A 20,258-nucleotide genomic window follows, 5' to 3' on the forward strand; every position below is an offset into this window, starting at 1 on the left:
AAGTCTCTTGCGGGGGCCGGCCGGCGTCGTGGGGTCCGACGCCGGCCGGCGGGTCAGACGCGGCCCGTGCTGTCGGCGAAGCGGCGGGCGGCGGCGACGGTGAAGACAGCGAGCCAGGCGGCCAGGTTGATCAGCGCGCCGAGCAGGCTGGAGTGCTCACCGTGGAAGTTGTATCCGTCGGTGAGCGGGTAGCGGGCCAGGGTGGCCACGCCGTACATCGGGGTGAACTGCGAGATGGTCAGCATCACGCCGGAGAGCGGGATGAACAGGTTGCCGAGGAAGGCGAGCACGGTCATGGTGAGACCGGGCATGTGCATCACGATCTCCGGCTTCAGGGCCAGTCCGAGGGCGATGCCGAGGGCGGCGAAGACCGCCGAGCCCAGCCACGCCACGGCCAGGCTGATCACCCAGACCTGCGGCTTCGCCTCGGCGCCGGTGAGGGCGCCGAGCACGCCCACCACGCCGACCGGCAGGGCCGCGACGATCACCGAGCAGAGCACCTTGATCAGGACGTACGCGGTGGACGACAGTGGGCTCAGCCGGATCGTCCGCAACCACCCGACGGATCGTTCGATCGAGACGGTGGCGGCCGAACTGGTGCTCGCCGTGGCGGCCCCGTAGATCGCCATCCCGATCATCATCCAGGCGGCGAAGTTGCCGTGCGGCAGCTCGGCGTCGGTGCCGCCGGTGCGGAACAGTGCCAGGTAGAGGGCCGCCGGCAGAAGCAGCGTGAAGATCAGCGTCTGTCGGTTCAGCCGGCGGCTCAGCTCGTAGCGAATGAAGATCGGGTTGATCGGCCCGAGGGCCGAGCGCGTGCGGCGGGGAGGCGGCAGGGTCGCGGTGCTCATCGGTCTCCTCCGGTACGCCGGGTGATGGTCAGGAAGGCGTCCTCCAGGCTGCGTGGGGTGACCTCGATCTGCTCGGCCGTGGTGTCCCGTACCAGGTGGCGCAAGAGCAGGTCGGAGTCGGTGCTGTCGAAGTAGATCCGCTCGCCGCGGACCTCGGTCACGGTGGCGCCGGTGGCCTCGGCCAGCATGTCGGCCTGGTGGCGCGGCAGCACCGCGGAGACCACCCGGCCGCTGGCGGCGGCCCGGATCGACGACGCCGAGCCGTCGGCGACCACTTCGCCGCGGTTCAGCAGGACGATCCGGTCGGCGAACTGGTCGGCCTCCTCCAGGTAGTGAGTGGCGAACATGACGGTCATGCCCTGCCCGGCGTCCTGCCGGACGGCCGTCCAGAAGTCTCGACGGGCCGCCACGTCCATGCCGGCGGTCGGCTCGTCGAGGATCAGGAAGTCCGGCGCGGACAGCAGTGCCAGGGCGAAGCGCAGCCGCTGCTGCTCGCCGCCGGAGCAGGCGGCGACCTTGCGGTTGCGCAGCTCGTGCAGGTTGGCGCGGGCCATGCAGCGCTCCGGGTCGGCACCCGGGTGCAGCGACGCCAACATGCGTACGGTGGCCTCGACGGTGAGCTCGGGCAGTAGGCCGCCGGACTGCATCACCGCGGCCACCCGGCCGGCCCGCACCGCCTGCGCGGGCGGCTGGCCGAAGAGCCGGATCTCGCCGGCGTCCGGGCGGGTCAGGCCGAGGATCATGTCGACAGTGGTGGTCTTGCCAGCCCCGTTGGGGCCGAGGAAGGCGACCACCTCGCCACGGCGGATGCGCAGGTCGAGCCCGTGCACCGCAGTGAATTCGACGCCGTCGGTGTTGGTGAAGCGTTTGGTCACCCCTTGCAGGAGGGCGGCGTCTACCTCGCTGGTGCTCGCCTCCTCCCGCGGCACGAGAGCGGATCTTCGGTTCATCGGTCACCTTCCTTGCGTCGGCGGACGTAGCCTGCTCCGGCGACCTCTCCGTTCCGGCCGCTGAGTACACAATGCCCGCCATTTGCATTTCCCAGCAAGGCCCCGAGGGTATTTCCGGAGAAGTGCTGCGTACTGTCACACGCACCGGATGACAGGTGTCATATTCCTGCGGTTACACCCGTGACGTCGCTCGGCCGCGCGCGTCATATCAGCAGTTCAGCAGGTTTTCTGTGTGCGCCGTGCCCGCGACGCGCTCCAGCCGTTTCCCGACCTCGTCGCCCCTCTGGAGACGGCGGTAATCGCGGTGCCGGCCGGAGCGGTATTCGATGGTGGCGGCGAACCGTTCGGTAGCCGGCACGAATATCCGCATCGAGCTTTCAGTAATTCTGCACCTGCCCTGAATAGGGGTGATCAATTCTGCCGACACTCGACGCACCGGCCACGCCGTCCAGCAGCCGGGTCGGTGGCGGGGTCGGTGGCCGGGCCGTAGCCCACGGTGGGTCGGGGTGCCGTGGCCGGTCGGTGGATCGGTCGGCGTGGGGCACAGGTGGTAGAAGGTTACTGTCGGTGAGGTGATCGGGGCAATGTTGTGTCCCGAGTGAGTATGCCCAGCTGTCATATTTATGCCTGAGAGGCATAAGGGTGTCAGCGACATGGTTCTCGGTCGGCACGACTCAGCACCGGGGAGACGGAGCCCGCTGGTTCACCGGCCAGGGTCGGACACGCTCCCGGCCCCGTTTCCTCGGTCGGCCCCGTTTCCTCGGTCGGCCCTGTGTCCTCGGTCGGCACCGGTCCGGGTCGATACGGTGTGGGCCCGGTATTTCGTCCTCAACGCGAAGCGCCTGCCCCCGAGACTCAGGGCAGGCGCTTCGTCGGGACAGGTCGTTCAGGCGCGTTCGGCCAACCCGGCGACGAACGTGCGCCATGCGGTCGGCGCAAACGTCAGGGCCGGCCCGTCCGGGTCCTTGGAGTCACGCACCGCGACCGCGCGAGGAAGGTCGTCGGCAACCTCGACACAGTTGCCGCCGCTAGCACCGCTGCGGGTGGACTTCCGCCACGTGGCGTTACTGAGGTCCATGTTGGCTCTCAACTTCCTTCAACAGATCGATGGACTGCCGACGCGGCAGGGCCTCGTTCCGAACGTTCTCCCACCGCGCCTGGAGCGTAGCCAACTCATCATCCTTGTCGACCACAACGCCGCCAAGCTGGTTCTCAAGGTGTCCGACCCACACCCCGCCGCCCGAGCGCGCCAGCGCGAACGGCCCGGACAGCCCGACATGTAGGCCGGTGGCCGCCGGAATGACATGTACATGGACGTGCGGCAGTTCTGCCCTGTCGATGAGTTGGGTGATTTGCTGTCCCATGATGCCGCCGAAGCCCTCCCCGCTGAGATTCACTGCCCTCTCGTCGAGCACTGCCACCAGCTGTGGAGGACGCGCGCCGGTCAGGATTCTCTGACGGTCGATCCGCGCCGACACCCGTTGTTCCACCTCGTCGTCAGTGAGACTGTCGACGGTGCGCAGCACCGCGCGGGCGTATGCCTCGGTTTGGAGTAGGCCCGGGATCAGGTTCGGCTCGAAGTACCTGAGTTGGGTCGCGTTGCGTTCGGCGTCGAGCCACGGCAGGAACCACGAGGGTGTGCCGAGCTTGCTCACCAGGCGTTCGAAGAGTCCGCCGCTGCTCAACGCCCGGTCGGCCCCTTTGATGAAGTCGATGGTCAGGGCCCGGGTGCCACCCTCGACTGCACTCACGTGCGACGCACTGAAGCCGGCACCTCGCCCGAACGCCTCCTGCGTCATGCCGGCGGCACCCCGAGCGCGACGAATCTCGGCAACGACGAATTCGGCGAGCGGATCTGGTACGTCAGCCATGCACAGCACCCCAATCTGAAGATCGATCATTCATGCGGCCACACCTTCGGCGGCTATTCATCCAGATCAGCCCAGGCGCTCGCCGCACCTTACGAGCCTAATGGCCTCCATATCAGAGTGTCATCAGGGCGGCGCTGTCGGTAGTTGTCGAAAGCTGGCGGTGGTGTCTGCCGGAGGGGCCGTCCCGTGGAAGGGCGGGGCGGCCCCTCTTCCATGCCGACGGACAGGAGGGGCCGCGTGCCCAAGGACAAGCCGAAGCCCGAAAACCAGAAGCCCGCGCCCAGCAGTGAGGCCGCGCCCAGCAGTGAGGCCGCGCCCAGCAGTGAGGCTGCGTCCGACCCTGGGCCGTCCGCGCACCCGATCGTGCCCGGACCGATCGGGACGGTCGTTCCGCCGTACCGGGGGGCGGAGCGGATGACGGGCATCGTGCCGGCGCACCGGTGGGCGTCCGGCCGGAACCAGGGGCCCCGGTGATCGCGCCGGAGGTCAGGTCGGGAGAGGTACTGCACCTGTCGCGTGCCGCCAGTGTGCAGTTCATCCGGCCGATCACGGTCCGGGTCATCCGGGTGTTGACCGACTGGCACACGTACGACGGTTGGGTGTGGATCGACGCGTACGAGCTGAATGCCGTCGGCGACGCGGTCCGGCGGCGGACCCTGTTCCTGATGCCGGCGGGCGCTCGGCGGCTCACCCCGCAGCCCGACCCGACGAAACCCGAGCCCACGCCAGCCTCGTCGCAGCGTCGGGCGGCAACCCCACGGCCCGCAACGGCGGACCCGCAGCGGAGGACGACGACACCACGGACCCGGGGGGTCACGTCCCCGCAGCCGGACCGGCAGGGCCGGGTGACGGTCTCTCGGCGGGGAGCGACGGTCCCACCGGGCGTTCGACCCGGTCGGGGACGGGGGTCCAGGTCGGCGGGGACGCCGTGACCGGTCCGCTGCCGGGCCGGCACACGCCGGTGCGGCCGATCTGGCTGTGCCGGGTCGACGCGAACCCGTGGCCGTGCGGCGAGGCGAAACTCGCCCTCCTCGCCAGGTACGACGGCGACCGGCCGGGTCTGCTCGCCCTGCTGGCCGGGTTGTCGGTGGAGGCGACCGAGCACCTGACGCAGCTCGACAACGGTCGCCGGACCGACCTGACCGACCGCTTCCTGACCTGGGCCCGCCCGCAGGACCGCTGATCTCTTCCCGCAGCCCCAGGGCGGCGCAGCGGGTCGGTGGATTGTGGAGAGTTACTGCGGCCCTGGCGACAAGAACTCTCCACAATCCACGCAGGCCGAGCCGGTTCAGGGGGTGACGCGCTGCGCTCCGGTGTAGACGTTCATCGTCCGGCCGCGCAGGAAGCCGACCAGGGTCAGGCCCGCCTCGTCGGCCAGGTCGGCGGCGAGGGTGCTCGGCGCGGAGACCGCCGCCAGCAGCGGCACCCCGGCCATCCACGCCTTCTGGGTCAGCTCGAAACTCGCCCGTCCGGACACCAGCAGCAGGTGCCCGGCGAGCGGCAGCCGCCGTTGCCGGACCGCCCAGCCAACCACCTTGTCGACGGCGTTGTGCCGGCCGACGTCCTCGCGCAGCACCACCAGCTCGCCGTCGGGGGTGAACAGGCCCGCCGCGTGCAGGCCGCCGGTGCGGTCGAAGGCGCGTTGTGCCGCGCGCAGCCGGTCGGGCAGTTCGGCAAGTAGCTTCGCCGGCACGGTGAGCGGGTCGTCCGCGACGGTGAAGCGGGACCGGGTGCGGATGGCGTCGATGCTGGCCTTGCCGCACACCCCGCAGGAACTGGTCGTGTAGAAGTTGCGCGCGGGATCGGTAGCCGGTTCCGGCACGCCGGGGGCGAGCACCACGTCGACCACGTTGTACGTGTTGGGTGTCTCCACCCCGGAGCAGAGCTGGGCGGTGTGCACGTCGGCGTCCGTGCGGATCAGGCCCTCGGTCAGCAGGAAGCCGATGGCCAGGTCGAGGTCGTCACCGGGGGTACGCATGGTCACCGCCAGCGGGCGGCGTCGACCCGGGCCGCCGGGGCCGACCCGGATCTCCAGCGGTTCCTCCACGGCGAGCGTGTCCGGCCGGCGCAGCGCCACCCGGGCGTCGTCCGCCGCGTCGAGGTCGATCCGGAGCACGCTCCGCCGGTCAGTGGCCCGTCCCATCCCGCCATCCTGCCCCGCCCACCCGACCCTCCGCACGGCGACGGCCCCGCCGGGGAGACCGGGCGGCTACCGTGGCCGGATGACGGCGTACGCGGCGGTGGTGCTGGCCGGTGGGGCGGCCCGCCGGATGGGCGGGCGGGACAAGCCGGTGGTGCCGGTGCACGGGCGGCCGATGCGGGACCGGGTGCTGGCCGCAGTCGCCGATGCCGTTCCCCGGGTGCTGGTCGGGCCGGGCGGGTCGCTCCCGGCCGACGTGCTGGTGACCCGGGAGGAGCCGGCCGGCGGTGGTCCGGTGGCCGCCACGGCGGCGGGGCTGGCCCTGCTCGATTCCGGTACGACAGTGGTCGCCCTGCTCGCCGCCGACCTGCCGCTGCTCACCCGCCCGGCCGTCGGCGTGCTGCTCGACGCACTGGCCGCCGAGTCCGGCCCGGAGGCGGCGGACGGTGTCTGCCTCCTCGACGACCGGGGGAGGCGGCAGTCGCTGTGCGGGGTGTGGCGGGTGCCGCCGCTGTGCGCCGCACTCGGCCGCGTGGCCGCCCGTCGGGCCGAGGTGGTCGAGCAGGCCGAGGGGATCGAGCGGGCCGAGGGGATTGAGCAGGCCGTGAGAGTCGAGGGGGGCGCTGCGCTGGCCGGGGCGTCGATGCGGGAACTGCTGGGCGAGCTGACCGTGCGCGAGTTGGCCTGGTCTGCTGCCGGCCCCCCACCGTGGTTCGACTGCGACACTGCCTCCGACGTACGCCGGGCAGAGGAGTGGACGCGATGACGGTGCTTGACGACTGGGTGACGGCGGCCTGCGCCGAGCTGGAGCTCGACCCGGCCGAGGTGTCGGTGCCGACCGTGCTGGACCTGGCCCGGGACGTCGCCCACCAGGTGCTGCGGCCGGGTGCGCCGGTCACCGCGTACCTGCTCGGGGTGGCGGTCGGGCGCGGCGCGGACCCGGCTGCTGCGGCGGCGCGGCTCAGCGGGTTGGCTGCGCAGTGGCCGGTCGAGTTGGGCGGCGAGCGCCCCGACCGGCCGGCGGACGGGCCGTCGGACTCCGGCCCGGAGGCACCGCCGGCAGGGTGACCGGCCCGGCAGGGTGACCGGCCCGGCTGGCCGGGCGGCTGGCGCTCCCGTCGTGCCGTGCCCGCTCCGCGGGGACCGGGGGTGGCGGCAGCGGTGTCCGATGCCGGTCGCGGTGGATTCGTTCTCCGGCCCGCCTGGGTAGGGTGACCTTGACGGACGGAGGCGATCATGACGGCAGACCACCCCTCGAAGCCGACAGGTGATCAGCCCGGCACCCCGCCGGAGCACCGCGAGCACCACGAGTCGATCCTGCTGGACGAGCCGAGCACGGCCGACCTGCGGGCCAAGGTCACCGAGGCGTGGCGGGAGTTCGCCCGGGCGCTGGCCGCCCGGCTGCGGGAGCTGCCCGCCGGGGCGCAGCTGGAGCTGACCCTGGACCCGACCGCCTCCGGGACTGGCGACGCGGTCTACTCGATCAGCGTGGCCGTCGGCGAGCAGGGCCGGCTCTCCGCGCGGGCGGTCGGCAACGCCACCCTGCCGCAGGGTTTCCGGCTGGACCGCGCCGCGGTGGCCGACATGATCGCGCTCGGCTGGTCGCCGCCCGGCGTGGTGGCGGGTTCCGGCGAGCACTTCGGCCTGGACGGGACGGCCGACGACGCCAGCAAGCTGGCCGGGCTGCTCTCCCGCACCCTGCGGGACGTGTACGGCGCACCGCACCCGGCCTTCCTGGTCTACCTCAGCCAGGACGCCGACGGCGAGTCGTTGCCGATCGAGGCGCTCGGCACCGCGCGCAGCGAGTTCGGCCCCGACCAGGACGTCGAGGCCGACCTGGACGAGGCGCTGGCCGCGGCGGCGAGCGCCCAGAGCGGCGAGCAGGAGGTGCTGGACCTGCCGGAACAGGTCCGGACGGTGGTCTCGACCATGCTGAAGTCGACGTCCGATCACCTCCAGGTCGACTCGGACGGGGACATCAACATCCGGGCCGGTTCGGCGATGGTCTTCGTCCGGGTCCGCGACAATCCGCCGCTGGTCGACGTCTTCTCGCCGGTGCTGACCGAGGTCGAGCCGACCGAGCGGCTGTACGTGAAGCTCTCCGAGCTGACCAACCGGATGCCGATCGGCCGGCTGTACTGCGCCGACGACACCGTCTGGGCGTCCATCCCGGTCTTCGGGCGCAACTTCCAGGCCACCCACCTGATGCTTGCGGTGCAGGTGATGACCGGGCTCGCCGACGAACTGGACGACCGGCTGCACGGCGAGTTCGGCGGGAAGCGGTTCTTCGGCGAGGGCGACAAGCCGAGCCGGGGCGACACCGAGCACCGCACCGGCATGTACCTCTGATCGCCCCACCCCAGGCCGTCTGGATGCCGCCGGCCGCGATCCGTGCCGCCGGGGCAGGGCGGGGCGGGGCCGGGGGCGTCAGGGGCGGAGGGCGTCAGGGGCGGGGCGGTCAAGGGGTGGACGGGCCGACGCCGGGCGACTCGACCAGCCGGGAGAGCACGATGGTGCTCCGGGTGGAGGTGACGAACGGTTCCGCCCGGAGCCGTTCCAGCGCGTCCTCCAGGTGGGAGATGTCGGCGGCGCGCAGGTGTACGAGCGCGTCGGCCTCGCCGGAGACGGTGTAGGCGCCCACCACCTCGGGATGCCGCCGGGCGGCCAGCGCCAGTTGGGTGGGGGTGGTCCGGCCGGCACAGAACAGCTCGACGAACGCCTCGGTGGTCCAGCCGACGGCGGCCGGGTCCACCACGGCGGTGAAGCCCCTGATCACCCCGGTGGCCCGGAGCCGGTCCACCCGTCGCTTGACCGCTGGCGCGGACAGTGACACCCGGGAGCCGATGTCCGCGTACGAGGTCCGGGCGTCCGCCACGAGCAACGCAATGATTCGCTGGTCTACCACGTCTATCTGCAACGTTCCGCCCCTGGGAAGCAATATTTCTGGCTGTTACCAAAGTTCTACGCTACCTACCCTTGGTCACCGTGGACCAGCAGCGCTTGCCGCGAAAGCGGACATATCTCATGTGCTCCCCGGAGCACTTCGCGGTGGAGTACGCGATCAACCCGTGGATGGACGTCACCACCGACGTCGACACGGCGTTGGCGGTCGCGCAGTGGGACCGGCTGCGGGACACGCTCGTCGGTCTCGGCCACCAGGTGCACCTGCTCACCCCGCAGGCGGGGCTGCCGGACATGGTCTTCGCGGCCAACGGCGCCTTCGTGGTGGACGGGACGGTCTACGGCGCGCAGTTCAAGCACGCGCAGCGGGCCGCCGAGGCCGTCGCGCACCGGGCGTTCTACCAGGAGCAGGGCTGGCACTTCATCGCACCGAGCGAGACCAACGAGGGTGAGGGCGACTTCGCCTACCTGCCGGAGGCGCACGGTGGGCTGATCCTCGCCGGGCACGGCTTCCGCACCGAGCTGCCGGCGCACGCCGAGGCACAGGAGGCGCTGGGTCGCCCGGTGGTGTCGCTCCGCCTGGTCGACCCGCGCTTCTACCACCTGGACGTGGCGCTCGCCTCGATCGACGACCGCAACGTCGCGTACTTCCCGGGGGCCTTCTCGGCGGCCAGCCAGCGGGTCCTCACCCAGCTCTTCCCGGATGCCGTGCTCGCCGACGACGACGACGCGCTGGCCTTCGGCCTGAACCTGGTCAGCGACGGGGCGAACGTGGTGCTCAACAGCGACGCGGCCCGACTGGCCGGGAAGCTCAAGGCGGCCGGGTACACCCCGGTGCCGGTGGACCTGGCTGAGCTGAAGAAGGGCGGCGGCAGCGTCAAGTGCTGCGTCGCCGAGCTGCGCCCCTGACCGACCCGCGTACCGCCTTCGACCGACCCGCACGCCGGCCCCGTACGAAGGGCCGACCCTTCGTACGGCTCAGCCGAGCGTGGCGATCTCGTTGATCAGGACGTTGGAGAGCAGCCGGCCGTCGAACTGCACCTTGCGCAGGTACCACTTCTGCTGCGGGGTACGCGGCTGGTTGAACTGCCACGGCCCACGCGGACTGTCGATCTGGCCGATCTTGCCCAGCGCCAGGTTGACCTGCTGCGGGTTGGGCTCCGCACCGGCCAGCCGGATCGCCTTGTCGAGCACCTGGGCGGCGTCGTACGAGGCCATCGCGTAGGTGGTGGGGGAGACGTTGAAGGTCTTGCGGTACGCCGAGGCGAAGATCCGGTTGGCGTTGTTGTTCAGGTCGGCGGAGTAGTTCAGCGAGGTCTGGATGGTGCCGGCCTTGAGGCTGTCGTCCGCGTTGACCAGGGTCGGGCGCAGGTCGGTGAGGATGTTGCCCTCGGTCAGGAAACCGGGCGCGTAGATGTCACCGAACCAGCGGCTCCGCCGCAGTTGCCGGATGAACTGCTCACCCGCGGTGCCGGAGTAGAAGCAGAAGATCCCGTCCGGCTGGCGGCCGAGCGCCTCGTCGATCTGCGCGCCGAACTCGTCCTCGCCCGGATTGGAGCTGGCGGTGGTGAGGATCGGCTCGCCGATGATCCGGGGGTCGTCGGCGCCGAAGCCGTCGCGGAAGCCCTTGATCACGTCCAGGCTGGCGGTGCCCTCCGGCGCGACGATGGCGAGCCGGCTGTCGGTGGGCAGCGTCCGCCGCAGGTAGGACCCGAGCGCCCGGCCCGGCTCGTCCAGCACGTACGACGTCCGCCAGATGTAGACGACGCTCTGCAGGCTGGGCGGGGAGGCGTTGGAGCCGATCAGCGGCACCCGGGCCTTCTCCACCGCGTCCCGGATCCCGGACATCACCGTCGAGTTGACCACGCCGGTCATGGCGAGCACGTTCTGCGCGAGCAACTGGTCGACGGCGGCCTGCCCGCTCTTGGCGTTGTCGCCCTCGTCGACGGTCACCACGGTCGCCGGGTGCCCACCGAGCTGTTGGCCGTTCGTCGCCAGGAAGAGCTGGAAGCCGTTCTCGATGTCCTCGCCGATCGCCTTGCCGTCACCGCTCTCCGGCCTGATCAGCCCGATCTTGATCGGATTGCCCGGGGCCGGCGTCTCGGGGTCGTCCGTGCCGCAGGCGGCGGCCAGTCCGGTCGTACCGAGCGCGGCCAGCAGTTGGAGGGCCCGCCTGCGGTTCATCTGCGACACCGAAATCCTTCCGGGAGCATTGCCGGGCGTCACCGCCCCTCCGGCGTTCTACCTGGTGGGCGACCCTGCGTCAATGGATCTTGATCTTCAAGCAGCGACTGCAACGCAGCTCTTACCTGTGGCCAGGCCGCCGAGAGCGGGTCGATCAACCCGAAGTGCTCGCATTCCGGCAGCTCAACGAGGGTGACCGGGGCGCCGGCGGCTCGTGCGGTGGCAGCATATGACCTGCTCAGAGCGACAGGCACCTGGCGGTCCTCGGTGCCGTGCAAAATCACCGTCCGTGTCCGCGTCGGTACCGAAATCCGAGGGTCCGCCGCCGCGTACCGCTCCGGGTGGTCGACCGGGCCGCCGCCGAGCAGCGCGGCCACCGCACCCGAATCCAGATCCAGCCGGTACGCCTCGGCGAGGTCGGCGACAGGTGCCAGCGCCAGCACCCCGGCCACGTCCTGCGGGGCGTGCGCCGCCACGTGCAGGGCGAGCTGCCCACCGGCCGAGTGCCCCAGCAGCACCGGCGGCCCCGAGGCGACCCGCCCCGGCAGGGCGTGCGCCGCCAACCCGGGCAGCGCCGCCACCCCGGCCCGGACGTCGGTGAGCGTGTTCGGCCAGCCGCCGTCGGGCTGACCGGTGCGCCGGTACTCCAGTTGGGCCACCGGCCAACCCAGGTCGGCCAGCGCGGCGGCGAGCGGGCCGGTGTGGGTGCGGTCGTACCCGGCCCGCCAGAAACCGCCGTGCAGCACCGCGACCAGCGGGCGGACCGGACCGCCCCCGACCGGCCGGCGCAGGTCGACGAGCTGCTCCGGCCGGTCGCCGTAGCGGACTGTCACATCCGGCGGCGGGGCGGGCCGGGTGAGCACGGCACGCGGGTCGGTGGTCATGCCGGCGACGGTAGCGCGGCAGCCCGCCCGACGGCGTCCCCCGCCGGCACCGGCCCGCGCGCGACCTTACGGCGGCGTCCCCGCTGCCCGGCGACGGTGGTCGGGGCTGGTCCCGGTCCGGGCGCGTGCGGCCGGAGCGGGTGGGTAAGGATGGGTGTCATGACCGAAGCGCACTCCACTGGACAAGATGACGAATCGGGCCGCGCGGACGGGCACCCGGGCACCGTGGTGGTGGTCGGCCCGGACGGCCGCCCGGTCGGCACCGTGCAGACCGACGAGGCCGGCGAGGACCCGACCCGCCTGGTCGAGCAGCCGGCCAAGGTGATGCGGATCGGCAGCATGATCAAACAGCTGCTGGAGGAGGTCAAGGCCGCCCCGCTCGACGACGCCAGCCGGCACCGGATGAGGGAGATCCACGAACGGTCGATCGTCGAGCTGAAGGACGGTCTCGCTCCCGAGCTGCGCGAGGAGCTGGAACGGCTCTCGCTGCCGTTCTCCGAGGACCAGGCCCCCAGCGAGGGCGAGCTGCGGATCGCCCACGCCCAGCTGGTCGGCTGGCTGGAGGGGCTCTTCCACGGCATCCAGGCCACCCTGGTGGCCCAGCAGATGGCCGCCCGGGTGCAGTTGGAGCAGATGCGCTCCGGTGGCCGCCCCGCCCTGCCCAGTGGCCCGGCCGGGATGATCCCCGGGATGCCCGGCATGGGTCAGCAGCCAGGCGGCGAGGGCCACAACACCGGCCAGTACCTCTGATCCCCGGCCGTCGGCCTTGAGCCGGCTGCGGCCCTGAGCCGTGCGCCGGGTCGCCGCCGGGAGCGCCGAGCGCGCGCCGGGGTGCCCCCGCGCGGTGGCACCCCGGCGGCTCAGGCCACCCCGAAGATCTTCTCCAGGTACGCCGCCACGCCGTCGGCGGTGTTCGCCCCGGTCACCTCGTCGGCGATCGCCAGCACGGCGGGGTGCGCGTTGGCCACCGCCACCGCCCGCCCCGCCCAGGTGAGCATGGGCACGTCGTTGGGCATGTCACCGAAGGCGAGCACGTCGGACTGGCGTACGCCGATCCGGTCCGCGTACCAGGCCAGCCCGGCCGCCTTGGTCACCCCGGCGGCGGAGATCTCCACCAGCCCGCTGTACGACGAGTGGGTCGCCTCGGCCAGCCCCTCCAGCGCACCGGCCACCACCTGCACGAAGGCGTCCGGGTCCTGTGCGCCGGCCCGGGCCAGCAACTTCACCGCCGGCATCGAAGCCAGTTCCTCAGGCGACTCGACCGCCCGGATGGCCTCGTGGTCGGCGTCCCAGCGCAGCGGGTAGTGCGCCTCGTGCCGCATCTCCCGGCTGTCCACGATCTCCACCGCGAGGCTGACCTCCGGCACCGCCGCCCGCAGCCGGCGGGCCACCTCGGCGAGCAGTTCCGGGGCGAGCGGGTCGGCCCGCAGCACCTGGTCGTTGTCCGGGTCGTACACCACCGCGCCGTTGGCGCAGATCGCCGGCAGCGGCGCGGAGAGCTGGTCGTACACCAGTTGGAGCCAGCGGATCGGGCGGCCGGTGACCAGCACGACGGGCGTGCCCGCCGCGGCGATCCGCTTCAGCACGGCAGCGGTGCGGGCGCTGAGCCGCCGCTCGTCGCCGAGCAGGGTGCCGTCGATGTCGGTGGCGACCAGCCGTGGTGTCTCTCCCATCACCGGGAGAGTAGTCGGTCCAGGTAGACCGCCACCCCGTCGTCGTCGTTGCGCAGGGTCACCTCGTCGGCAGCGGCCCGCACCAGCGGGTGGGCGTTCGACACGGCCACCCGGGACCAGCCGGCCCAGGCGAACATCGGTAGGTCGTTGGGCATGTCCCCGAAGACCAGCACGTCCGCCGGGTCGACCCCGAGCCGCTCGGCGACCACGGTCAGGCCGCTGGCCTTGTCCACCCCCGGCGGGCAGATCTCGACGAAGCCGAGGCCGGCCTGGGTGAGACTGGCCACCTCCGGCCCGACGATTCGGCGGGCGGTGTCCAGCAACTCGTCCACGTGGTGGTCGGCGGTCCGGACGAACGCCTTGACCACGTCGAGGGAGAGACATTCGGCCCGGCTGCGCGCCTCGAACCGGTCCGGGTACGGCCAGGCCGGGTGGTAGTCGCCCCAGAGCGGCGCGTCGTGCTCGTCGGACGCCTCCACCATGACGGTGAGCGGGCCGACGGCGGCCTCCAGGTCGGCCAGCAGCCGGGCCAGCACCTCGCCGGACAGCCGCTCGTCGCGCAGCACCACCGGGCCGGCCGGGTCGCTCTGGTCGACCACGCAACCGCCACCCGCCATCACCAGGTAGTCGGCGGCCCGGATGTCGTTGCGGGTGAGCTCCTTCAACCGGGGGCCACGACCGGTGGCGCCGACCACCGGAATGCCGGCGGCCCGCACCCGGTCGAGCACCCCGTGGGTGTACGCCGAGACGGTGTCGTCGCTGCGCACCAGCGTGCCGTCGAGGTCGGTGGCGATGAGTTTGGGCAGTCCCGGGCGGGTCATCGTTCCTCCTTGCCCGCCGCCGTCCGTACCGGTCGTCCGACCCGGTGTGACGGCGGGCAGCAACCGTACCTCGCCGAACAGGTCGTCACCATGGCTTTCCGGCGAATCGGGCGCCAACGCCCGATGGCCGACACACCGCCGCCCGATCGCCCCGTCCCGAGGTCGGCGTCGGTTCATCGGGCCGGCGGGTCGGCGGCGTAGCCGGCGGGTCGGGCCGCTGCCTTCTCAGGCGTCGCGCTCGCGGCGGGCGAACGGGACCGTCGGAGTGACGGTCAGGTCGGCGGGTGCGGCCGGTCGATCGTCGTCCGCACCGGGATCGACCCCGACCGGCCCGGTCTCGGCCCCGGCACCGTCCGCCAGCCGATCGTCCGGTTGGCGGACGATGGTGAGCAGGGCCGCCCCGACCAGTACGACGGCGACGAAGGCCATCACCAGCCCCCGGCCGTAGTCCACCCGGAACCCGTCCTCCGGGGAGTAGAACAGCGCCCGCTGCCCGGAGTCGTCCAACGAGAAGGCGGTGACGACGAGCAGGACCAGCAGGACGCCGGCCATGGCCAGACCGGCCACCCGGGCGTCGTGCCGGGTGGCCGGGCGCCCGCGCAGGGCCATCGCCACCGCCACACTGAGCAGCAACAATCCCACCAGGTACGCGATCCCGAAGCCACCCACCTCGGCCACCCCACCGGGCACCCGGATGGTGCCGCTGCCCTCCGGGCCGCCGTTCGGCACGGTCATCACCAGCCACTCCCCGGCCATCGACGCCGTGGCGGCGACCGCGCCGAGCAGGACCAGCACCGGGGGTAGCCGTCGGTCCCGACGCAGCGCGGCGGGCCAGTGGCCGAACCGTCGGCCGGCCGGTCGTTCGGTGGCACCCCACTCCAGCATGGAGCTGTCATCCGAGCGATCGTCCTGTCTCGGGATGGGGAGATCCTGGGACATCGGCCACCTTCCGCGTCGCGGGCCTGACCCGCATCATCCCACGGCGGTACGCCCCCGGCCGGGAGCGTGGAGCCCGGAAGGTCGGCGGTGGGTGCTCTCGACCGGGAGCGGGTGACGCACGGAAGGTCGGCAGCGGCGTGGGGGTTCGGCTAGCGTTCGGGTATGCCTATCCGTACCGCATCCGCACGTTGGCAGGGCAACCTCACCGAGGGCGCCGGGACCGTTCGCACCGGCAAGGGTGGCCTGGAGGGGAACTACTCCTTCAAGTCGCGCTTCGAGGAAGGTGAGGGCACCAATCCGGAGGAGCTGATCGGTGCCGCCCACGCGGGCTGCTTCTCGATGGCGCTCTCCAAGCAGCTCGCCGACGCCGGCGTCTCCGGCACCTCGGTGGAGACCACCGCCAAGGTGCACTTCGACAAGACCGACGCGGGAATGACCGTCACCCGGATCGACCTGGAGACCGTCGGCCAGGCCCCGGGCCTGGACGAGGCCCAGTTCACCAAGCTGGCCGAGGCCGCCAAGGAGAACTGCCCGATCTCCCGGCTGCTTTCCCCCGGCGCGCAGATCAGCCTCACCGCCCGCCTCGCTTCCTGATCCCTTCGGCCCCGATCCCCGCCCGGCCTTCGCAGAGGTCGGGCGGGCTTCCCCCGGGCAGCGGCCCCCCGGTCGCTCCCGTGTCCGGGCGACCGCCCGGTCGTCCCCCCGCCCGGTCGTCCCAACGGGGCGAATCGGGTCCGCGTCGGCCTGCATGATCGTGCTCGATCCTGGTTGTAGTGGCATCCGAGCGATTCGAGGCCACTACAACCAGGACAACACCGTTGCGTTAGGTGGAACGGCTGCTCGTCAACCACCGCCGCCTCGCCGATCATGGAGTTGTGGTGGGTGACAGAACGCCCGTAAACCCCCAAAGTCGGCACCACCACTCCATGATCGCCAAGCGGGCCCACCCCGCTCCCCGATCGGGCACTTCCTGTCCCGGGTTGACCAGCCACCCACGGCGTTAACGCAACGGTGTTGACAACCAGGATCGAGCATGATGTTGGTGCCGGTGGGGGCGGCCGGTCGGCGTAGGGAGTGGGCGGGGGCGGCGAGTCGGGCACAATCGGTGAGGTGCCTGTGGAGATGAGCCGTGAACGTTTCGAGGAACTGGTCGGCGAGGCCCTCGACGAGGTGCCCGAGGAACTGCTCCGGCTGATGAGCAACGTGGTCATCCTGGTCGAGGACGACCCGCCCGCCGGAGAGAACCTGCTCGGCCTCTACGAGGGGCATGCGCTTACCGAACGCGGTTGGAGCTACTCGGGCGTACTGCCGGATCGGATCTTCATCTACCGCCGGCCGATCCTGCACATCTGCGCCACCGAGGACGACGTGGTCGACGAGGTGGCGGTGACCGTGGTGCACGAGATCGCCCATCATTTCGGAATCGACGACGAGCGGTTGCACGCGTTGGGCTGGGGCTGAGCGCGCCGCTCGGCCGATGCGGCCGGTTGCGGGGGCTGCCTACCGTGGGGCGAGCACATCCCCGATCAGGAGGAAGACCCCCATGCGCAGCGCGCTGTTCTCGGCAGAAAACCTGGAGAAGGAGTCCGCCCAGCCCGGCATGCGGCTGCAGAACTCCAAGATGTTGAAGATCGAACTCAACGGTGAGGCGATGGCCCGGGTCGGGTCGATGGTCGCCTACCAGGGGCAGGTGCAGTTCCAGGCGCTCGGCTCGGGCGGCATCGGCAAGTTCATCAAGCAGCGGCTCACCGGCGAGGGAGTGCCGCTGATGAAGCTCAGCGGCCACGGGGACGTCTTCCTCGCCGAGCTGGCCAAGGACGTGCACATCATCGACCTGGAGCCGGGCGACGCCCTGTCGATCAACGGGTCGAGCGTGCTGGCCTTCGACTCGTCCCTGTCGTACGACATCAAGATGGTCGGCGGCGCGGGGATGGCCTCGTCCGGCCTGTTCAACTGCGTGTTCAGCGGGCACGGGCGGATCGCCATCACCACCAAGGGCACCCCGGTCGTGCTCAACGTCGACGCGCCCACCTATGTCGACCCGCAGGCCGCCGTCTGCTGGTCGGCCAACCTCCAGACCGGCTACCACCGGGCGGAGCAGCTCGGCCTGGGCACCCTGCTCGGCCGCAGCACCGGTGAGGCGTTCACCATGAGCTTCGCCGGCCAGGGCTTCGTCGTGGTCCAGCCGTCGGAGGAGCCGCCGGTCCAGGGCAGCGGCACTCAGCAGCAGCAACAGGGCGGCCTGCTCGGCGGCCTGCTCAGCTGACCTCGGCGGTGGGGGGCGGTCCCGGCTGGGGCCGCCCCGCACCCCGACTCGTCGCCGGCCGATCGTGGAGTCGTCGGCCGACCCAGGCCGGTTCGGCTCCGTTCGGCCTCGGCCGGGGCCGGCACCGTTCTTGGCCGTGCCGGCTCGGTCTTGGCCGATTCGGCTCGGTCTTAGCCGATTCGGCTCTGTCTGGCCGATTCGGCTCGGTCTGGCCGATTCGGGTCGGGGGTGGGCGGGGCGGTTCGGGCCTCGTCGGACGGCGCTGGCGGCGTGACCGGGTCGGGTCGGCCCGGACTCCGTGGGATTCGTGGGTGCGGTTCAGGCTCGCTGCCGCTGCCGTGGCGGATACCGGGATAGGGCAGTCAGTTCAGCTCACCGGAGCGCAGCCGGGCCAGCCAGGCCGCCGCGTCGGTGTAGTCGGTGTCCGACAGGCCGGCTGGTGCCGGGACCGGCCGATCACCCGCCGCGTCGGTCCACCGGTGCCGGGGGTACGACCCGAGGAAGCGCACCTCGGCGCAGACCCGACGCAACCCCTGCAACGCCTCGCCGAGCCGGGCGTCCGCGACGTGACCGGTGCAGTCGAGGAAGAAGACGTACCGGCCGAGCGCCTCACCGGTGGGGCGGGACTCGATCCGGGTCAGGTTGACCCCCCGGACGGCCAACTCCATCAGCACCGACAGCAGGGCGCCCACCCGGTCGTGGGCGATGTAGACGACCAGCGAGGTGACGTCGTCACCGGTGGGCGGCGGGGGCGGGCCGGGGCGGGACAGCAGTGCGAAGCGGGTCACCGCGTCCGGGTGATCGGCGATCTTGTCGGCGAGCAGCGTCAACCGGTGCCGGGCCGCCCCGATCGGGGCGCAGATCGCCGCGTCGTACTCGCCGTTCGCCGCGCCGGCCGCCGCTGCACCGTTGGAGAGCACGTCGATCACCGTGGCGTCGGGCAGGTGGGCGCGCAGCCAGTTGCGGCACTGGGTGGACGCCTGCGGATGGGCGGCCACACTGCTTACCCGGTGGAGATCGGTGCCGGGCCGCGCGCCGAGCACGAACTCCACCGGCAGGATCACCTCCCTGGTGATCACCAGCGGGTTCCCCTCTGCCAACTCGTCCAGGGTCACCCCGACCGCGCCGCCGATCGAGTTCTCCATCGGCACCAGCGCCGCGTCCGCCTCACCGGCCCGTACGCTCTCCAGCGCCTCGCCGACGCTGCGGGCGGGCGTACGACTGCCGTGCTCGGCGGCCGGGACGGTACGCAACGCCTGTTCGGCGAAGGTGCCCTCGGGGCCCAAGAAGACGTATCGGGTCGGTGGTGTTCCGGGCATGTCGACCAGCCTACGCACCCGGTGGCACCCCGGTCCCGGCGTCGCAGGCCAACGTCCGGATGGCGGGCGGCGCAACGGCCTTCACCTCGATCGAGCAGACGTCCGTACCGGCCGTGACCAGCCGCAGCGCGTCCGGTTCCCCCCGGCTCACCGCCTGGAGCTCCTCGTGCCCACTGACCGCCAACACGGTGTACTGCCAGCCGTCGGCGCAGAGCGGCCCCTCGACGGCCCGCACCGACACGTTCCGGGGCAGCACGTCACTGCGGAGCAGCCCGATCACCCGGTCGGCGGAGGGGCGGCCGGCGCAGGCCACGGCGACCGCCGCGACGGTGGGGGTGGGCGGGGCGGAGGTCGGTGGCAGGGTGGGTGTCACCGGCAGGATGGTGGGCGACGTGGTCGGCGGCGTGGTCACGGTCGGCGTCGGCGGGGCGACGGGGACCGCCACACCGCGTTCCGGCGGGGCGGCGCAGCCGGTGGACGGCAGCACGGCGAGCAGGGCCACCGTGAGTAGGGCGGTGACCGGCCGTCGGTACGGGGGACGCGATACGGGGTCAGGCGGCACGGGCCGGTCCTCGGGGGAGTCGCGCGCGGGGGCGTCGGGACGGGCACCGGCCGTTACGGATCGGCTGGAGAGGGCCGGTCGCGGTGGCCGGTGGGGGTGAGCCCATCGTAGGAGGATCGGCCCGCACGGTGAAGGCCGGCGCGACACCGACGCTGCCGTCGGAACAGGCCGAGAGGGCGCTGAACGCCGGTCGAGGGAGCCTTGCTCGGGCGGACGGCCGACGCGGCGCTGTCCGGCGGTCGAAGGGCGGAGCCGGACGGACGGCCGGGTAGGACGGTCAGATCGCGGAGAAGAAGGTGAGCGAGCCGGCGACCGAACCGTCGGTGAGGACCGGCGTGGAGATGGCGTCGACTGTCGCGTAGGTGCTGTCGTCACCGGCGGGCTGCACCCTCAGCAGACCCCGGGCGAGTCGCCCGGAGTGCAGGGCCAGCAGCGGGGGGATCTTGTCGGTCTCCTGCTCGGGCAACTCGTGCCGGGCTGCGGTGAAGTCGAGCAGCCGCAGGCCTCCTTCGAGCAGCGGCAGCCCGACCACGGCCTCGGGGGCGCCGAGGCAGAGCAGTTCGCAACCGGCGGCGGAGATGGCCACCACCTGGGTGTCGGCGTCGATCAGGAGGCAGGGCTCCTCGGCGCGCGAGACGGTGGCCGACCACTTCCCGACGTTGTCGCACCCCGGCTCTGTCGGCGTCCGTGCCGCCGGCACGAACACGTCCGAGAGCGAGAGTTCGACGTGGGCCACCGTGCCTCCTAGGTACACCGACGGTCTGTCCACGCTAGCCGGTCTTCGTGACGGTCGCCGACCGCGCTGGAGTCACCAGCCGCCGGTGGATGGATCGGGTGCCCTGGTGGGCGGCCGGCGACGGCGCGGACCGGGATGTCGCGGAAAACCGGTGCCGCGGGGCG

General features: G+C 71.9%; 24 protein-coding genes and 1 pseudogene. 10 read left to right on the forward strand and 15 right to left on the reverse strand.

The window, feature by feature from the left end:
- Nucleotides 1-53: 53 nt before the first annotated feature.
- The 5 genes from AC0AIB_RS02025 to AC0AIB_RS02045 all read right to left on the reverse strand — a co-directional run bounded on the left by AC0AIB_RS02025 (nt 54) and on the right by AC0AIB_RS02045 (nt 3,669).
- Entirely contained in the window at nt 54-848 is a 795-nt protein-coding gene (locus AC0AIB_RS02025) for an ABC transporter permease (protein WP_328341833.1), read from the reverse strand.
- On the reverse strand, nt 845-1,798 hold the full coding sequence (locus AC0AIB_RS02030; protein WP_328341835.1) for an ABC transporter ATP-binding protein: 954 nt from the start codon (nt 1,796-1,798) through the stop codon (nt 845-847). The genes AC0AIB_RS02025 and AC0AIB_RS02030 overlap by 4 nt, the downstream gene beginning before the upstream one ends.
- A 208-nt stretch (nt 1,799-2,006) precedes the next feature.
- A complete protein-coding gene (locus AC0AIB_RS02035) occupies nt 2,007-2,168 on the reverse strand; it encodes a hypothetical protein (protein ID WP_465095877.1) in 162 nt (53 codons plus the stop codon).
- 516 nt (nt 2,169-2,684) lie between these two features.
- The gene (locus tag AC0AIB_RS02040; protein WP_465095878.1) at nt 2,685-2,876 is read right to left on the reverse strand and encodes a DUF397 domain-containing protein; all 192 of its coding nucleotides are present in this window, start codon (nt 2,874-2,876) and stop codon (nt 2,685-2,687) included.
- A complete protein-coding gene (locus tag AC0AIB_RS02045) occupies nt 2,863-3,669 on the reverse strand; it encodes a helix-turn-helix domain-containing protein (protein ID WP_465095917.1) in 807 nt (268 codons plus the stop codon). The genes AC0AIB_RS02040 and AC0AIB_RS02045 overlap by 14 nt, the downstream gene beginning before the upstream one ends.
- Nucleotides 3,670-4,142: 473 nt before the next feature.
- Here AC0AIB_RS02045 and AC0AIB_RS02050 point away from each other — a divergent pair.
- Nucleotides 4,143-4,332 (forward strand): annotated as a pseudogene (locus AC0AIB_RS02050) (hypothetical protein); the annotation flags it as partial.
- 265 nt (nt 4,333-4,597) lie between these two features.
- The gene (locus AC0AIB_RS02055) at nt 4,598-4,852 is read left to right on the forward strand and encodes a flavin reductase (protein ID WP_328341843.1); all 255 of its coding nucleotides are present in this window, start codon (nt 4,598-4,600) and stop codon (nt 4,850-4,852) included.
- A 105-nt stretch (nt 4,853-4,957) separates the two neighbouring features.
- On the opposite strand, the gene fdhD is transcribed toward AC0AIB_RS02055, so the two are convergent.
- Nucleotides 4,958-5,812 carry a formate dehydrogenase accessory sulfurtransferase FdhD gene (fdhD, locus tag AC0AIB_RS02060; protein ID WP_328341845.1) on the reverse strand — a complete coding sequence of 285 codons (855 nt, stop codon included), beginning with the start codon at nt 5,810-5,812 and terminating at the stop codon, nt 4,958-4,960.
- Between the two features lie 79 nt (nt 5,813-5,891).
- Between fdhD and mobA the strand changes: the two genes are divergently transcribed.
- The 3 genes from mobA (at nt 5,892) to AC0AIB_RS02075 (ending at nt 8,158) form a co-directional block, all read left to right on the forward strand.
- On the forward strand, nt 5,892-6,575 hold the full coding sequence (gene mobA, locus AC0AIB_RS02065) for a molybdenum cofactor guanylyltransferase (RefSeq protein ID WP_328341847.1): 684 nt from the start codon (nt 5,892-5,894) through the stop codon (nt 6,573-6,575).
- Complete coding sequence (locus AC0AIB_RS02070; RefSeq protein ID WP_328341849.1) at nt 6,572-6,877, forward strand: DUF6457 domain-containing protein; 306 nt, start codon at nt 6,572-6,574, stop codon at nt 6,875-6,877. Before mobA ends, AC0AIB_RS02070 begins: the two co-directional genes overlap by 4 nt.
- Nucleotides 6,878-7,045: 168 nt before the next feature.
- Nucleotides 7,046-8,158 carry a T3SS (YopN, CesT) and YbjN peptide-binding chaperone 1 gene (locus AC0AIB_RS02075; protein ID WP_328341851.1) on the forward strand — a complete coding sequence of 371 codons (1,113 nt, stop codon included), beginning with the start codon at nt 7,046-7,048 and terminating at the stop codon, nt 8,156-8,158.
- A gap of 109 nt (nt 8,159-8,267) precedes the next feature.
- Here the strand turns inward: AC0AIB_RS02075 and AC0AIB_RS02080 are convergent, their stop codons facing one another.
- Entirely contained in the window at nt 8,268-8,726 is a 459-nt protein-coding gene (locus AC0AIB_RS02080) for an Lrp/AsnC family transcriptional regulator (protein WP_465095879.1), read from the reverse strand.
- Nucleotides 8,727-8,785: 59 nt separating this feature from the next.
- Between AC0AIB_RS02080 and ddaH the strand changes: the two genes are divergently transcribed.
- Entirely contained in the window at nt 8,786-9,619 is an 834-nt protein-coding gene (gene ddaH, locus AC0AIB_RS02085) for a dimethylargininase (RefSeq protein WP_465095880.1), read from the forward strand.
- Between the two features lie 69 nt (nt 9,620-9,688).
- Here ddaH and AC0AIB_RS02090 read toward each other — a convergent pair whose 3' ends face one another.
- Nucleotides 9,689-10,903 (reverse strand): ABC transporter substrate-binding protein, encoded by a 1,215-nt coding sequence (locus AC0AIB_RS02090; RefSeq protein ID WP_328341855.1) that lies wholly within the window; start codon nt 10,901-10,903, stop codon nt 9,689-9,691.
- Nucleotides 10,904-10,932: 29 nt separating this feature from the next.
- On the reverse strand, nt 10,933-11,778 hold the full coding sequence (locus tag AC0AIB_RS02095) for an alpha/beta hydrolase family protein (RefSeq protein ID WP_328341857.1): 846 nt from the start codon (nt 11,776-11,778) through the stop codon (nt 10,933-10,935).
- Nucleotides 11,779-11,928: 150 nt separating this feature from the next.
- Here AC0AIB_RS02095 and AC0AIB_RS02100 point away from each other — a divergent pair, with 150 nt between their 5' ends.
- Nucleotides 11,929-12,528 (forward strand): bacterial proteasome activator family protein, encoded by a 600-nt coding sequence (locus AC0AIB_RS02100; RefSeq protein ID WP_328341858.1) that lies wholly within the window; start codon nt 11,929-11,931, stop codon nt 12,526-12,528.
- Nucleotides 12,529-12,638: 110 nt separating this feature from the next.
- Here the strand turns inward: AC0AIB_RS02100 and AC0AIB_RS02105 are convergent, their stop codons facing one another.
- The 3 genes from AC0AIB_RS02105 to AC0AIB_RS02115 form a co-directional block, all read right to left on the reverse strand.
- A complete protein-coding gene (locus tag AC0AIB_RS02105; protein WP_328341860.1) occupies nt 12,639-13,451 on the reverse strand; it encodes an HAD family hydrolase in 813 nt (270 codons plus the stop codon).
- Complete coding sequence (locus AC0AIB_RS02110) at nt 13,451-14,272, reverse strand: HAD family hydrolase (RefSeq protein ID WP_328341862.1); 822 nt, start codon at nt 14,270-14,272, stop codon at nt 13,451-13,453. The genes AC0AIB_RS02105 and AC0AIB_RS02110 overlap by 1 nt, the downstream gene beginning before the upstream one ends.
- A gap of 225 nt (nt 14,273-14,497) precedes the next feature.
- A complete protein-coding gene (locus AC0AIB_RS02115) occupies nt 14,498-15,157 on the reverse strand; it encodes a hypothetical protein (protein WP_442930598.1) in 660 nt (219 codons plus the stop codon).
- Between the two features lie 216 nt (nt 15,158-15,373).
- On the opposite strand from AC0AIB_RS02115, the gene AC0AIB_RS02120 reads away from it, so the two are divergent.
- The 3 genes from AC0AIB_RS02120 (at nt 15,374) to AC0AIB_RS02130 (ending at nt 17,477) form a co-directional block, all read left to right on the forward strand.
- Nucleotides 15,374-15,805, forward strand: coding sequence for an OsmC family protein (locus tag AC0AIB_RS02120; protein WP_465095881.1), 432 nt, complete (start codon nt 15,374-15,376; stop codon nt 15,803-15,805).
- Nucleotides 15,806-16,327: 522 nt separating this feature from the next.
- Complete coding sequence (locus tag AC0AIB_RS02125; RefSeq protein WP_208565790.1) at nt 16,328-16,672, forward strand: metallopeptidase family protein; 345 nt, start codon at nt 16,328-16,330, stop codon at nt 16,670-16,672.
- A gap of 82 nt (nt 16,673-16,754) precedes the next feature.
- Nucleotides 16,755-17,477, forward strand: coding sequence for an AIM24 family protein (locus AC0AIB_RS02130; protein WP_328341865.1), 723 nt, complete (start codon nt 16,755-16,757; stop codon nt 17,475-17,477).
- Nucleotides 17,478-17,839: 362 nt separating this feature from the next.
- Here AC0AIB_RS02130 and pheA read toward each other — a convergent pair whose 3' ends face one another.
- The 3 genes from pheA to AC0AIB_RS02145 all read right to left on the reverse strand — a co-directional run bounded on the left by pheA (nt 17,840) and on the right by AC0AIB_RS02145 (nt 20,094).
- Nucleotides 17,840-18,796: a prephenate dehydratase gene (gene pheA / locus AC0AIB_RS02135; RefSeq protein WP_328341867.1), complete on the reverse strand. Its 957-nt coding sequence runs from the start codon at nt 18,794-18,796 to the stop codon at nt 17,840-17,842.
- A gap of 10 nt (nt 18,797-18,806) precedes the next feature.
- Complete coding sequence (locus tag AC0AIB_RS02140) at nt 18,807-19,358, reverse strand: hypothetical protein (protein ID WP_328341869.1); 552 nt, start codon at nt 19,356-19,358, stop codon at nt 18,807-18,809.
- A 277-nt stretch (nt 19,359-19,635) separates the two neighbouring features.
- A complete protein-coding gene (locus AC0AIB_RS02145) occupies nt 19,636-20,094 on the reverse strand; it encodes a hypothetical protein (protein ID WP_328341871.1) in 459 nt (152 codons plus the stop codon).
- Between the last annotated feature and the right edge of the window lie 164 nt (nt 20,095-20,258).

This window comes from Micromonospora sp. DSM 43699 (genome assembly GCF_055517075.1).

What these genes read in the sequence shown, in the direction of transcription:
- AC0AIB_RS02025 (WP_328341833.1), bottom strand. Translation starts at nt 848, where the DNA reads ATGAGCACCGCGACCCTGCCGCCTCCCCGCCGCACGCGCTCGGCCCTC.
- AC0AIB_RS02030 (WP_328341835.1), bottom strand. Translation starts at nt 1,798, where the DNA reads ATGAACCGAAGATCCGCTCTCGTGCCGCGGGAGGAGGCGAGCACCAGC.
- AC0AIB_RS02035 (WP_465095877.1), bottom strand. Translation starts at nt 2,168, where the DNA reads ATGCGGATATTCGTGCCGGCTACCGAACGGTTCGCCGCCACCATCGAA.
- AC0AIB_RS02040 (WP_465095878.1), bottom strand. Translation starts at nt 2,876, where the DNA reads ATGGACCTCAGTAACGCCACGTGGCGGAAGTCCACCCGCAGCGGTGCT.
- AC0AIB_RS02045 (WP_465095917.1), bottom strand. Translation starts at nt 3,669, where the DNA reads ATGGCTGACGTACCAGATCCGCTCGCCGAATTCGTCGTTGCCGAGATT.
- fdhD (WP_328341845.1), bottom strand. Translation starts at nt 5,812, where the DNA reads ATGGGACGGGCCACTGACCGGCGGAGCGTGCTCCGGATCGACCTCGAC.
- mobA (WP_328341847.1), top strand. Translation starts at nt 5,892, where the DNA reads ATGACGGCGTACGCGGCGGTGGTGCTGGCCGGTGGGGCGGCCCGCCGG.
- AC0AIB_RS02070 (WP_328341849.1), top strand. Translation starts at nt 6,572, where the DNA reads ATGACGGTGCTTGACGACTGGGTGACGGCGGCCTGCGCCGAGCTGGAG.
- AC0AIB_RS02075 (WP_328341851.1), top strand. Translation starts at nt 7,046, where the DNA reads ATGACGGCAGACCACCCCTCGAAGCCGACAGGTGATCAGCCCGGCACC.
- AC0AIB_RS02095 (WP_328341857.1), bottom strand. Translation starts at nt 11,778, where the DNA reads ATGACCACCGACCCGCGTGCCGTGCTCACCCGGCCCGCCCCGCCGCCG.
- AC0AIB_RS02100 (WP_328341858.1), top strand. Translation starts at nt 11,929, where the DNA reads ATGGGTGTCATGACCGAAGCGCACTCCACTGGACAAGATGACGAATCG.
- AC0AIB_RS02105 (WP_328341860.1), bottom strand. Translation starts at nt 13,451, where the DNA reads ATGGGAGAGACACCACGGCTGGTCGCCACCGACATCGACGGCACCCTG.
- AC0AIB_RS02110 (WP_328341862.1), bottom strand. Translation starts at nt 14,272, where the DNA reads ATGACCCGCCCGGGACTGCCCAAACTCATCGCCACCGACCTCGACGGC.
- AC0AIB_RS02115 (WP_442930598.1), bottom strand. Translation starts at nt 15,157, where the DNA reads ATGCTGGAGTGGGGTGCCACCGAACGACCGGCCGGCCGACGGTTCGGC.
- AC0AIB_RS02120 (WP_465095881.1), top strand. Translation starts at nt 15,374, where the DNA reads ATGCCTATCCGTACCGCATCCGCACGTTGGCAGGGCAACCTCACCGAG.
- AC0AIB_RS02130 (WP_328341865.1), top strand. Translation starts at nt 16,755, where the DNA reads ATGCGCAGCGCGCTGTTCTCGGCAGAAAACCTGGAGAAGGAGTCCGCC.
- pheA (WP_328341867.1), bottom strand. Translation starts at nt 18,796, where the DNA reads ATGCCCGGAACACCACCGACCCGATACGTCTTCTTGGGCCCCGAGGGC.